Here is a 13,752-nt window from a genome sequence, read left to right on the forward strand (position 1 = left end):
TTCGCTCGTGACGTCAAGCAAGTAACCAACAGCAAGCGTCCCGCGCATGGAGTTTCTTAGCCATCGCACGCCGGACTGACAACACATATAGCAGCACCCGGCTGATGCATGAGTCGACCCGGACGAAGAGTCGGGCGGCATGATTGATCAATCAGTCCAAAACACGCGCCATGCATCCACAGGCAGACCCCGTGAATTTGATCGCGATACAGCCCTGGAACAGGCTCGCGAGGTTTCTGCGAATTTGGCGTGAGCGAGCCGGAGGTTTGTTCTCCGTCATGGCGACGGCACTCATCGCGCATGCGTCCCCTGCGCGTCGGTCACATAGGGCGGGTGCGTGCCGTCCGGCCAATCCGTCACACGGTAGCGGGTGGATTCGTGGTGGAACCAGTACACCGAGGAAATCCAGTTGCGCATGTTGGATGCGCAATGCCGCGCGGTGCGATCGATCTCCGTCGGAAGTGCAGTGGCGTCCAGCCGGCGCAACAGTTGCGTCTCTGCCCGCAGGAAGGCGTGCACGTGTTCCTCGATGCGAAGGCGCGTCTCTTCGAACGCTTGCGACGCGGAGAGACCGTGTTGATGCATGAGGCATATGCCGAGGTTATGGATTTCACCAGCCGCCACCTCCTTCGGCAGCGAGCAAAGATCGTTGTACCAGCCAGAGAACTCCTGGCTCGCCAGGCCGGCGCGACGGTATTCATCCCAGGCCAGCAGCGCCGGCGGCAGCGTTTGCCCGGCGGCCAGCTCCAGGCAGTCGAGCCATACGTCATAGCCGAAGGTAAGGCGGCGCAGTGCGATATAGGCGTCCAGAGTCGGCATCCGGCCGGTAACGCGCTGACCGTACTCCTGATCGTAGCCTTCGATGATCTGATGGAAATGCCGCTCGAAACGCGTCGTCCACGAAGGTGTCAACAAGTGCGCGAAGCGATGCATCCAGTCGGCCATGCCAGCGATCAGCGGCTCGGCATGGTCAAGATGGTCCTGCGGCGCGTCTAACGTTGCATGCAGGGCGTCGCACAACCGTGCCCAGGCGCGGTGGCGATGCAAAATCGCACAACGGCCGTGGAAATCGTCCCAGGCGAAGCGTTCTGACACGCGCCATGGCGTGGCGGGCGCGCCCATCAATCTGGCTGGATAGCCCGGTTACCCCGTTGTTCGCCGCTGCTAACGTCCGTCGCGCCGTGTCCGGCTCCTATTTGCGGAAAGCGTGATTACCATGACGATGCAACACCCATCCCATGCACCCGCCAAACGTTCCGCGCGGCAGTCATTTTGGGTGCATGGCCAGGAGTTCGCGGCATGGGCCTGGAGCGACAAGGGGCCGACGGTCATCTCAGTGGCATCCGCGCAGCCGCCTGGCCATCTCCCGCGTGATTCCCGCGCAGCCTTGGACAAAGCCTGCGAGGCCTGCGTCTCGCGCGCCGCCGCCGTTTTCGCGCGGCGATAGATATTCGCGCGAAGCAAGCGCGCGAACGACTCCGGCGGCGGCTTCACGTCAGAAGCGGAGCGGTCGCCATCGCCCGATCCGGGCCATTCCTGCAAGCAAGCTGGTATATGCCAGGAGGTATTCGATGAGTATTCCGTGGATCGGCGTGGAAGCCTTGCGTAACCACATCGGTTTCGAGCAGTTGATCGATCCGGTGGGGCAGGCGTATCGGGATTTCAGTGCCGGACTTGCGGAAAGCGGCCTGATCACCATGTTCCCGGGCGCAACCGCCGACCTTGGCGACGTCTACGTCAAGACCGGGGCCGTGCGCGGCGGCGATGTGCATGTGGTGAAGGTGTCGCCGTGGTTCGCGCTCAATGCCAGCAAGGGGCAGCCGCAAGGCGGTCTGATCGCTGTGTTCGATTCGCATACCGGGCATACGCTCGCCATCATCGACGATCAGCATTACCTCTCGGACATCCGTACCGCCGCCGCGGGCGTGTGGGCTGCGCGCACGCTGGCACCCGAAGTGGTTTCCACGGCCGCGGTGTTCGGGACGGGCGTGCAGGCCTTCTGGCAGACCTTGGCTCTTTATCGCGAGCGGCCGTTCCGGGAGCTTGTCGTGTGGGGGCGGGACGAGGGCAGGGCGGGGGCCTTGATGGAGCGGTTGTCGCCGCATCTGGGCGGGGTGACCATGCGCCGAGAGGGCTCCGCTGAAGCCGCCGTCAGGTGTGCGGACGTGCTGTTGACCACCACCTCGTCGCGCCAGCCCATCATCGAGGGCGAGTGGCTGCGTCCGGGGCAGCACATCACGGCGATCGGGGCGGACGACGCGACCAAGTGCGAGCTCGATGCGGCATGCCTGCGTCGCGCCGATCGACTGATCGTCGACAGTGTGGAGTCGGCGATATCCAACGGCGATGTGGGCCGCCACGTGGGCTCCGGCGCCATCGGGCGCGAGCGGGTGAGCGGCGAGATAGGCGAGGTGCTGGCGGGAACGCTGGCGGGTCGCACTCGAGCGACGGACATCACCATCGCCAAGTTCATCGGCTTGGGCGTGCTGGACTTGGCTGCCGCGCAGGTGGCGGTGAGGTCGTTGCCATAACGGTCGAGACGTCGGCCCCGCTTCAACGTTCTCGCTCACAACATCAGGCTGGCCATGCGGCGTCGTGCATTCAAGCAAGTGGATGTCTTTTCCGATCAGGCATTCCGCGGCAATCCGGTGGCCGTGGTCTTCGACGCCGAAGGCCTTGGCGACGAGCAGATGGCGGCCATCGCGCGCTGGACTAACTTGAGCGAAACCGTGTTCGTGCTGCCGCCGCGCCGCGCGGAGGCCGACTATGCCGTGCGGATCTTCTCCGCATTGGAAGAGCTCGCGTTTGCAGGGCACCCGACACTCGGTACCTGCCATGCCTGGCTCGAACGCGGCGGCATGCCTGGGGGCGAGGATGTGGTGCAGGAGTGCGGCGTCGGGCTGGTCCGTATCCGGCGCGAACAGCACGGGCTCGCTTTCCTGGCGCCGCCGCTGCGTCGAAACGAACCGGTCGATTATGGCGTCGTGCAGACGATGCTCGCCTCGCTGGGGATCGGCGATGCGCGGGTGCTGGGTGCGCGCTGGCTGGACAATGGCGCATCGTGGCTGGCGCTGTGGCTTTCTCGCGCGGACGACGTGCTGCGCGCCAAGCCCGACTATGCCCGCCTGACCGGGATGCAGGTCGGGCTTTTCGCGCCATGGCCAGCCGATGGCGAGCGCGTGGCGGCTTATGAGGCGCGCACCTTCATCGCTGGCGACGCCATGCCTGAAGACCCCGTCACGGGAAGCTTTATCGCGGGCGTCGCCAGCTGGCTGGTCGAGGAAAGAGCCGTACCCGGGCGCTTCGTGGTTCAGCAGGGGCGGCTGATAGGGCGCGCGGGTCACGTGCGCATTGCCGTCGATGGGCAGTGTCTGTGGGTGAGCGGCGCGGCGGCGACGCGGGTCGATGGCGAGTTGCGGTTCGAGTCGTAAGCCCTTTGCCGATGTGTGCGGCGGATGGCTCGCGGTCACGCATCATGCCGGCACGCGCCGGCATGGCGCCGTGTTCTCGCCGATCTGCTGCCATAGCTGATCGGCGACCGGTCGCGTGCGCCGGAGGCTACTGGCGCAGCGCGTACACCACGCATCCATGCGCAGGCAGATCGGCTTTCATGCGCGTGGAGGCATCCTTGCGCTTGCCGCTCCACAGTTCGCGCGCGGTGTGCGCGCCGGAAGGCAGGCCAAGGTCGCGCCAGGCTGCGCTCAGCGATACCGGGCGATCGTCCAGGTTGAACACCGCCAGATAACGCTCGCCGTTCTCGCCAGAGGCAAGCCAGACGCGCGCGTGTTCGAACCCCGCCGGCAGGCGTTCGACCGGGCGGTTGTCATGACTGTACTGATCGATGGCGATCACCTCCCGATGGGTGATCAACGCACGCGTCGCGTCATCCAGCCTGGTGAGGTTGGCGCCGAGGATCAGTGGCGCCCGCGCGATGGCGAGCAAGGTGATCTGCGCACGTGCCTCGTCCTGGGTCAGGCGCGATCGCCGCGGATCGCCCCAGCCCGGATGCGGCGCGAGCATCCCCAGCGGCAGCATGTCTGCATCGGGCCAGCGACCGTCGCGAGCCTGTCCTGCCCATGGCGCGAGGCGATCGAAAATATCGCGCACACCCATCGGGAAATCGTCGTTCGGGCGTTCGCGCTTGAACGTCCAGCCATCCCATACGTCGTTGGAGACGCGCCACATCTGTCCGTACTGGCGGATTTCCTCCGCATGCGCGGGCTGCGTGGGGCCGGGTGACAGGCTCAGCACGATCGGGCGGCCGGTCTTCTGGATGGCGGCGGCGATCTGGCGAATCTCGCTGACCCGGTAGGGGTGGTCGGCGATGCAGTCGACCTTGAGGAAATCCACGCCCCAACGGGCGTACAGCGACAGCATCGAGTCGTAGTAGGCCTGTCCGGCCGCGTTGTCGCGAATGCCGTAATTGCTGTCGTCCCAGGGGCAGGTTTCGCTGGTGTCAGCGGCGTCCTGCGCATGGAAGGCGGAATCGGCGATCGGCAGGTTCGCCTGCACCGCCTGCTTGGGCATGCCGCGCACGATATGGATGCCGAATTTCAGGCCTTGCGCATGCGTCCAGTCGGCCAGCGGCTTGAAGCCTTGCCCGTCCGCGGCGGAGGGGAAGCGGTTAGGCGCAGGGATCAGCAGCCCATGTGCATCGAGCCGGTAGTCGCGACGCGGCAGCTTGTCGCCGAACGGGTCGCCCATGTACCAGCCTTGATCGATGACCGCGTAGTTCCAGCCGAAGCTGCGCAAGCGGGCCAGCTCCGTCGCATTGGCTTTGAAGTCGGCTTCGCCGATGGTCAGTCCGTAAGCGTCCCAGCTGTTCCAGCCCATTGGTGGCGTGGGGGCGACCTCTTGCGCGACGGTCGTCGCGGAGGTGACCAGGAAGAAAGCGAGCGCCAGGCCCGTAAAAAGCGAGCGACAGGATAGAGACATGATGATTCCCGCAATACGCGTGCACGGCCACCCAGAGATGGCCACAGGTCACGCAGGCACGTGGAGGCGTTGCTGCAGCACTCCCGCATCAGCAAAGCCGCAGTCTAGGCACGGGCTCGATGGCCTTCCAGGCAACGGGCAGGCATGAAAGAAGAAACGTAAATCGGATTGCCCGATTTCATAACGCCACTGCGGCGGCTTGTGCGCCGCAGCTTCGAGAAGAGCAGGCCGCTGTGATTTTCGTGCGCGGCGGCACGCGGTCCTTCCGCGCCGAAGGACTCTCTTCTCCGCCAGCGGCGGAGAAGAGAGTCGCAGTCGATCATTGCAGCGATGTGCCGTAGATGACGCCGCGGGCTTCGTCCGGCCCGATATACACCGTGCCGAAGGTGCGCGGATCGCCGACCACGAGGGCGACGCCACCCCATTGATGGAGTACGTCGTTGATCTGCACCCAGGTCGCGCCGGCGTTGACGGAACGGAACACTCCGGTGACGCCGTTGACGGTGCCGGCCAGATAGACCGTGGGGTAACGCGATCCTTTCACCGCCTTGCCGAAGCCGACCGAGGTCGCGGACGTCACGCTCGCGGCATCGACGCGCGTCCAGGTGGCGCCGTATGTCGTGCTGCGATACAGGCCTGACGGCGTGGCGATCCAGACGTCACCCGCTTTGGCTTCACCGGGAACGCCGGTCACGGTAGCCGCCTGGCTCCTCAGCCACGACGGCACGGCAGGCAGCCCCGTGTTGGCGGACGCATGCCAGGTCACGCCCTTGTCGGTGCTGCTGTAGAAGCTGCCATCGGCGCCGTTCCAGGCATAGAACACATTGGAGCTGGCACCGTCCGAAAGCATCTGCACGCCGACCGGAAGCGACGGCAATCCGCTGCCGCTGGCTCGTGTCCAGCTCGCGCCGCCATCGTTGGAAATCACCGGAGCGACATCGCTCGGCGCCCACGCGATGGTGTTGCCGTCACCGGAAATGGCGGCGGTGCCGCCACCGTTGGCGGAGCCGGCCTGGTTGGGAAATCCCGTCCAGGTGGACCCGCCATCGCGGGAAATGGAGCCGTACGAAGTGAGGTTGCTGTTGCCGTGCTGGACGATGCGCACGATCGTCGACGGCGAGTTCTTGGCGAAATCCAGTCCGGTACCGATGCTGTCGCCGCAAGTGGGGTTATTGGGCTGCGCGAGCGGCGCCGCCGTCAGGCTGGTGTGCACGAAGCCGCAGACGTCGCCGAGGCCGCTGAGCAGATGCGGGCCGGAGGTGGGCGACAGCAAGGTGATCACGGCCGTTTCCTCGATACCGCTGGCGCCGATCGACCAGTACGTCGGCTTGCCTGCATCGGCGTCGGTCAAGTTGGAGGTGGTCCAGATCGTGCCGCCGGTGCCATACATGGCATGCGCCGGATTGAACGGATCGAGCATCACCTCGCCCCAGTTGCCGAAACCAGCCTGCTTCTGGCCCGTCTCGACCATCCAGGGCGCCACGCTGGCATCGCGCACGGCATACGTGCCGGAGGTCGGCGTGCTGCCGTCCCAGGTGGCACCGCCCACGTCGATCCAGCTGTTGCCGCCGTCGGTGCTGCGATACATGGTGTCCATCGGCCACCAATGGTCCATGGTCATCACCACCAGCGTGCCGGGGTGCGAGGGATCGACCGACAGTCCGCTGTAGCCGGAGGCGTAGTTGAACCGGTCGATCGGCGTGATGTTCGTCCAGGTATGGTGCACGGTGTCGTACTTCCATACCGCGCCCGAGGTCATGCCGCCAGGGCCGATCGCATACGTATAGTTGCCGTTGCTGTCGGTGCCGTTGCCGTAGGTAACGTAGAGATTGCCGTCGGGGCCGATCTGGCCGCGCTGCGGCAGCTGGTTGACCGGGCCGCCGGACACAGGGTTCCACGTGACGCCCGCGTCGGTGCTCACATAGAGCGTGGTGCCGTTGCTCGCCGCGGTACGCGTGGACACGCCGGCGTAGATGGTCCTGGTCGGAGCGCCGGCCGCTTCGCCTGCGGGGGCGAAGGCGATGAACACCACGCCGGCACCGGTGCCGTCGCTGGTGAGCGCCGTGAAGCCACTGACTTGCGACCACGTAGCGCCCTTGTCCTTGCTGGTCCACAGGCCGTCCTTGCCGGCGACCTGGACGGCAACGCCGGAGTTGGCCGTGCTGTAGACGGCGTTGGACGTGCCGTAAAAAAGGACCGAGCCATCGTTCGGATCCACCTGCAGACGTTCGCCGGCATTGCGCCCGTCTTCGTTGCCGCCGACACGGAAGCTCAGCGGGTGGGCGGTGAAGCTCTTGCCCTGGTCGGACGATACGAGCACGGCGCCGTTGGCGGCCCACGTTTTGACGTACAGGCCGGCCACCATATAGAGCATGTTGGGATCGCGCGGATCGACGGCGATGCTCTCGATGCCAGTCCATGACTGATCGGATGGCGCCGTCCAGTCGTTCAGGGCGACCCACTTGTTCGTCGCGGCATTCCACCGATACGCGCCGCCCACGTCGGTGCGTGCGTAGAACAGGCCTTGCTGCTGGGGATGCGCAATGATGCCGTCGACATAGCCGCCGGCGACGATGCGCACGTTGTTCCAGGTGTAAGGAATCTGTGCGGTCTGAGCGGACAGTGCCGCCGCATGCGACAGCGAAAGCACGGCGACCGCGCTACAGGCCAGTCCCCGGGCGATGGCCTGGTATAAGCGCTTTTTCATGATCTCTCCCAATAGGTATCGGACCAGGGCGCGCAGTGCGCCGCAGGTATTTGCCGATGGCGTATCGCGCGGCTCCGCCAGTGCGATCGCGTGGATGACGTTCAACGCGAGCTCAATCGCGCGTCGGGCAATGTACTTCGAAATCGCCTCCGAACATCGCGCGCGAAAGCAGATCGCGTGAGTCATTCAGGCAATCGTGATGTAAGGCACAAGCTGCGCTTGCATGGAACTGACGAAGTTTTTCGCCATTAGTCATTTGGGGCCAGATTCGCGCATTGGCTCACCGTTTGCCCAAGTCGCGCCCATCCACTGGCGTGCGATCAAGTATTTTTTGCGCACGGAAACACCGCATGTTGTTGTCATGCCACGAACGGGCAGTCAGCGTGCGACCGGCTGTTTTCCGCAGGGGATGCATGCTTGCCTGCCGCGTCGATGCGATGCATCGATGTTCGCTGCGCGCTGCCTGTTTTGCCTGCGGATAGGAAACCATTTCACGCAGAGCCATCTCATGAAGCATGTGGCAACACGCATCATCGCCTCGTCCGTCGTCATTGCCAGTCCATTGGGCTTCCTGCAGACGGCGCTCGCCAACTGCACCAGCCCGGGCGGATCGAACGCGACGGTCAACTGCGACAGCACCGCGCCCAATCCCTACGCCACGCAGATCGGCGCCGGCAGCGGCGAAACCACCATCACCACGGTCGACGTGCAGAATGGCGCCACCATCAATGTGGGCGCTACGCAGAACGCCATCAGCCTGGGCGACGATGCGCTGATCACGCTGCATGGCGGTGCGCTGGTCACCAACAGCCCGGGCACCGGCAGCAGCAGCGGTGGCGGCTACAACCTCGGCTACAGCACGATCGAGTTCCGCAACAATGGCAGCCTGGTCGTCAATGCCAATGCGCAGCTGACCCAGACCGGCAGCTCGGCCGCCGCCAAGGCGGTCAACGCAGTCGGCTACGGCAACACCATCACCAACTACGGCACGATCAGCTCCCAGGGCGCGCCGGCGATCTGGTTCCAGGATCAGGCGACGCAGCCCGGCGCGGTCAATACCGTGGACAACTACGGCGCCATCCAGACGGGCGTGAACGGTGGCAACGCCACGGCGATCGGCAATGCCGGCAGCGGTAACGTGGCGTTTTTCAATCACAGCGGCGGCGCGGTGAGCGGCAATATCGCCTTCACCGGTGGCGACAACGAGGTGACGCTGTACACCGGATCCAGCGTCAGCGGAACGATCGACGGCGGCAGCGGCAGCAGCAGCCTGACGCTGGCGGGCGCGGACACCGGCACGCAGCAAGGTGCGCTGCTCAATTTCAGCTCGCTCACCAAGGTGGACAGCGGAACCTGGACGCTGGGCGGCGATATGCGGAACACCAGCGCGAATCCCGGTGCGCAGCTGGGCATCTACGTGCAGAACGGCACCCTGGTATTGACCTCCGACAATGCGACCTTCAGCGGTTCGGTCGCGGTGTACGGCGGCGCCACTCTGCAGTTGGGCAATGGCGGCTCATCCGGCGGCATCAGCAGCGACATTGCCAATGACGGCACGGTGGCGTTCGATCGCACCGGCACCTACGCGTTCGCCGGCAGCATCTCCGGTGCGGGCAGCGTCAATCAGCTGGGCAGCGGCACGGTGATCCTCAATGCCGACAACCCGTATACCGGCAATACCCAGGTGAGCGCGGGTGCACTCGCGGTGGGCGACAGCAGCCACCCGGGCGCGGCATTGAGCGGCGGTGGCGCCATCACCGTGGCATCCGGGGCGACGCTGGCCGGCTATGGCAGCGTAAGCGGCACGGTCACCAATGGCGGCACGATCGCGGTAGCCGATGCGCTGTCGGCACTGGGCAGCAGCAAGGGCAGCTTCACCGTCAATGGCACTCTGAACAACAACGGCCTCGTGCGGGTGGGCGGCAGCGGCACCGGCAACCGGCTGGTGGCGTCCAGTTACGCAGGCGGCGCAGGCAGCGTGGTGGCGCTCAATACGTATCTTGGCGGCGACGGCTCCGCCTCGGATCAACTGGTCATCAATGGTGGCGCCGCTACGGGCAACACGGCATTGCGCATCACCAATGCGGGTGGCCCGGGCGCACTGACCTCGGCCAACGGCATTCAGGTGGTGGATGCGATCAATGGCGGCACCACCGCCGCCAACGCCTTCACGCTGGCGAACATGGTTGCGGCGGGTCCTTACGAGTACTCACTCTATCGCGGCAGTACCGACGGCAGCAGTACACAGAATTGGTACCTGCGCTCGCAGCTGGATTGCTCGCTGATGCCGCAGGCGCCCGCGTGCGTGGCACCTGCGCCAGCACCAGCACCCGCACCGGCACCTGCGCCAGCACCAGCACCCGCACCGGCACCGGCGCCAGCACCTGCGCCAGCGCCAGCACCCGCTCCGGCACCCGCACCTGCGCCGGCACCCGCACCTGCGCCTGCACCTGCGCCCGCGCCTGCGCCAGCACCTGCACCGGCGCCTGCACCAGCCCCAATCCCGCCACCGCCGCCTTCCTCCGGCGCAGGGGCGGCGCCGGGCCAGGTCGTCGTGCCGCTCTACCGGCAGGAGGTATCGCTCTATGCCGCCATCCCGTCGATGGCGCTGTCCTATGAGTTGCATCTGGTGGACAACTTGCGGGAGCGCATCGGCCAGGACGTCACGCGCGATGGCGGCGGCGCCTGGACACGCGTCATCGCGCAGCACGATCAGCGCGATGGCGGCGCGAGTGGGATCTATGGCAGCAAGGGGCCTCACTACAACGACGACACGTACGCCCTGCAGGCGGGCATGGATCTGTATCGCGACGAGCACGGTGACGGCGGTGACGTGGCCGGCGTCTATGTCGCGCTCGGCCAGATCGCCGGCGATGTCAAGAATTTCACCGGCATCAACGCCGGTCATGACCGACTGCAGAACTACACGCTCGGCGGGTACTGGACCCATCGGGATCCGTCGGGCTGGTACACCGATGCGGTCGTGCAGGGCAGTGGCTACAAGGTCAGGGCCAGCTCCACCCGCATGGCGCCGCTGAAGACCGAAGGCCGCGGCCTCGCCGCCTCGCTCGAAAGCGGCTACCGGGTACAACTGCGCAGCGGCTGGGTATTCGAGCCGCAGGCGCAACTGGTCTACCGCCACGCATCCTTCAACGATGCTTCCGATGCGGCGTCCGGCGTGTATTTCAAGGATGCCGGCGCGCTCGCCGGTCGCGTCGGCGCCGAAGTCAACAAGGGCTGGTCGATCGGCGGCACGCCATCACATCCCAGGATGTTGACCGGCTGGTTGCGCGCAGATCTATGGCGCGAATTCACCGGCGACGCGCAGGTGGCCTTTTCCACGCCCACGGCGCCGATGAATTTTCGCTCCGATCTGAAGCGCTCATGGGTAAGCCTGCGCGCCGGCCTGAGCGCACAACTGGCGCGCAACATTTTTGTGTATGCCAGTGCCGGGCATGATTTCGGCGTCAACGATCACGGCAAGGGCTACAGCGGCAAGGCCGGGCTGCGCATCGATTGGTGACATCGTCGTGCCGGCGTGGATTCGCGTCGGCAGCGATATCGATTCGGATATCCATGGATATCCGATTCCTCATGGATCTTCGGCCTCTCCGGAGAGATGGCATAGAGAAAAGTGCAAGCCGTCTCCCAAAAATGATCATCTGCCCCCTAATGACATGGAGTTGTCTGGCCGCTCGTGCAGAAATGCCGCCGATTTACCGTCCCCCAAAACATGCCGTTGGCGGCATGCCAACGGCGATCGAGGTGAACCCGCATGAAGCAGATAAACCATCCGACGCTCACTCCTCAGAGCGGCACCGATAAGCACGACCACATCGACGACAGCTCTCGCCGTCGCTTCATCGGGGGCCTGGGTGCCGGCGCGCTGCTGCTCGGACTCGGGGTCGGCGCGGGCGAAAGCCGCGCCCGCAGCCTTACGCCATCGAGTTCCGTGCCAACGGGCAGTCCGCTGACCACGGGCCGCTTTACGCATCCGGGTCTGCTGCTCAACGAGGCCGATTTCACGCGCATCAGGAACAAGCTCAAGAACGGCGAACAGCCATGGACCAAGTGGTGGCAGACGATGTGCGCCTCCAGTGACACGTCCTTGACGGCCAAGCCCAATCCCCAGCCCGCGTGCTATCGCGCCGACGGAACGAAGTGGGCCTTGTACAGGGATACGCAGAGAGCATTCTGCCTCGCCTTGCGCTGGAAGATCTCCGGCGAGGAGGCTTACGCCAAGTCGGCCGTGGAAACGCTAGACGCGTGGTCATCGACCTTGAAATTCATCGGAACCGTTCCGCCGGGCTCCACCGCGCACGACGACCACACGTTCTACTTGATGTGCGGCATGCAAGGTCGCCAGTTTGCCAATGCCGCGGAAATCATGCGCACCTACTCAGGCTGGTCGGCGGCAGGCGTGGCGCGCTTTCAGGACATGCTGCGCAATGTATTCGTGGCGCCGATTTCCAAGGGCCTGCACGGGCACCTGACTGACGGCGGCCTGTGGAGCTTCGCCAACTGGGACTATGCCGCGCTCGTCGGCACGCTTTCCATCGGCGTGTTTTGCGACGACATCGATCTGTATCGGCAGGCGATCGAGTACTACACCGGCAACAACCACGGCGACGTGCACACGCAGTTCGGCAATGGCATGGCGATGCACAGCGTGTATTTCATGCATCCGGGCTACCTCGGCCAGTGGCAGGAAAGCGGGCGCGACCAGGGGCATTCCACCCTGGGCATGTCGCTGGGCGGCGACTTTCTCGAAGCAGCCTGGAAACAGGGCGATGATCTGTACTCCGCATTCAATCATCGCTTCCTGGCCGGCGCGGAATACGTGGCAAAGTCCAATGTGCTGGACAAGAACGGCAAGCAACCGGTGATGCCGTTTGCGCGCCAGTACAGTCCGACTGGCTTGTTCACTGCCGCGGCCAACCAGTCCGGACCTTCGCTGCGTGGTTGCTGGGAAACCATCTACAACCATTACGTCAACCGCATGGGCATCGACGCGCCTTACATTGCGCAAATGGTGCATAACACCGAGTCCAGAAACCCCGATGGCGGCAGCGATGACATGCCGTATTCCACGTTGTGGAGCCGCCTGGACGATTACACCGGACCGCTGCGTGCGCCGTTCGGCGTATCCGGGTTTTGCAGCGAAGGCAAGGTGACGCTTTCGTGGTGGGGTGGCAAGGATACGTTGGCCTATCTGGTCCAGCGCGGCAGCAGCGTGAATGGGCCGTTCAACGTGATCGGTTCGGTGCCCGGGGATCAGACGCGCACATTCAGCGACATACCTGCGCAAGGCGTGTGGTACTACCGGATTCAGGCCAGCAATGGCCTAGACCTCGTGTCGCGTCCGGTACGGATCGCGGCTCCCGGTGAATTGCGGTGCTCGATGGATCTTGCCGATGGCAGCGGCAGCACGGCCACGGGCTGGGTCACCTCGCCCGATGGCGAGCAGGTTCGCGGCGACGGCACGCTGATGAACGGTGCGAGCTGGGGCGCGGGCCGCATGCCGGGCACCGCTTCGCTCCTGTTCGACGGCAAGCAATCGTATGTGCAGCTTCCGGCCGGGATGCTTACGGACGTCGCCGATTTCACGATGTCGATGTGGACCTTCGCCAATGCGCCACTGCATTGGGATACCTGCCTGTTGTTCATGGGACTGGATGGCGGCGCCTGCATGTTTCTTGCGCCGCTGTCAGGTCGCAACGGCGGCAGGTTGCGCTTTGGCATCACCGCCTCGGGGGTCAACGGCACTCAGGCGGTCGAAGCCGATCAGGCCTTGCCGTTCCGCCGCTGGGTGCACGTTGCGGTGACCCTGCGCGGTGGCACGGCCAAGATCTATATCGACGGGCTTCTGGCGGGCCGTGACGATTCCTTCGAATTGTCGCCACGTCAATTGATCGATCAGAAAAGGCTGCTCGGCTGGGACGGGGGACATGCGTCCTTCGATGGGCGCATCCAGGACTTCCGTTTCTATTCCATGGTCTTGGACGACGCCCAGATCGCGGCGTTGGCGAAGTAGTCGCACGCAACGCGTACAGGCGATCCCAAGGATCGCCTCTCTGCCCGGCATCGCGCCGGGCAGAGCAGGGATTCGC

General features: G+C 65.0%; 7 protein-coding genes. 4 read left to right on the forward strand and 3 right to left on the reverse strand.

Annotated elements, in window-relative coordinates; all coding sequences use genetic code 11:
- Nucleotides 1–291 precede the first annotated feature (291 nt).
- Nucleotides 292–1,122, reverse strand: coding sequence for a terpene synthase family protein (locus ACNR9O_RS08750; protein ID WP_473681467.1), 831 nt, complete (start codon nt 1,120–1,122; stop codon nt 292–294).
- 470 nt (nt 1,123–1,592) lie between these two features.
- Here ACNR9O_RS08750 and ACNR9O_RS08755 point away from each other — a divergent pair, with 470 nt between their 5' ends.
- Both ACNR9O_RS08755 and ACNR9O_RS08760 read left to right on the forward strand, forming a co-directional pair.
- Entirely contained in the window at nt 1,593–2,531 is a 939-nt protein-coding gene (locus tag ACNR9O_RS08755) for an ornithine cyclodeaminase family protein (protein ID WP_473681465.1), read from the forward strand.
- Between the two features lie 54 nt (nt 2,532–2,585).
- Nucleotides 2,586–3,431 (forward strand): PhzF family phenazine biosynthesis protein, encoded by an 846-nt coding sequence (locus ACNR9O_RS08760; protein ID WP_473681463.1) that lies wholly within the window; start codon nt 2,586–2,588, stop codon nt 3,429–3,431.
- A 127-nt stretch (nt 3,432–3,558) separates the two neighbouring features.
- Here ACNR9O_RS08760 and ACNR9O_RS08765 read toward each other — a convergent pair whose 3' ends face one another.
- Together ACNR9O_RS08765 and ACNR9O_RS08770 are read right to left on the reverse strand one after the other, a co-directional pair.
- Nucleotides 3,559–4,935: a glycoside hydrolase family 27 protein gene (locus ACNR9O_RS08765; RefSeq protein ID WP_473681461.1), complete on the reverse strand. Its 1,377-nt coding sequence runs from the start codon at nt 4,933–4,935 to the stop codon at nt 3,559–3,561.
- 319 nt (nt 4,936–5,254) lie between these two features.
- Nucleotides 5,255–7,642, reverse strand: coding sequence for a WD40/YVTN/BNR-like repeat-containing protein (locus tag ACNR9O_RS08770; RefSeq protein ID WP_473681459.1), 2,388 nt, complete (start codon nt 7,640–7,642; stop codon nt 5,255–5,257).
- 508 nt (nt 7,643–8,150) lie between these two features.
- On the opposite strand from ACNR9O_RS08770, the gene ACNR9O_RS08775 reads away from it, so the two are divergent.
- Nucleotides 8,151–11,165 carry an autotransporter family protein gene (locus tag ACNR9O_RS08775; RefSeq protein WP_473681457.1) on the forward strand — a complete coding sequence of 1,005 codons (3,015 nt, stop codon included), beginning with the start codon at nt 8,151–8,153 and terminating at the stop codon, nt 11,163–11,165.
- 252 nt (nt 11,166–11,417) lie between these two features.
- Nucleotides 11,418–13,676: a LamG-like jellyroll fold domain-containing protein gene (locus ACNR9O_RS08780; RefSeq protein ID WP_473681455.1), complete on the forward strand. Its 2,259-nt coding sequence runs from the start codon at nt 11,418–11,420 to the stop codon at nt 13,674–13,676.
- The last annotated feature ends 76 nt before the right edge of the window (nt 13,677–13,752 follow it).

Source organism: Dyella sp. CR10 (assembly GCF_055814425.1).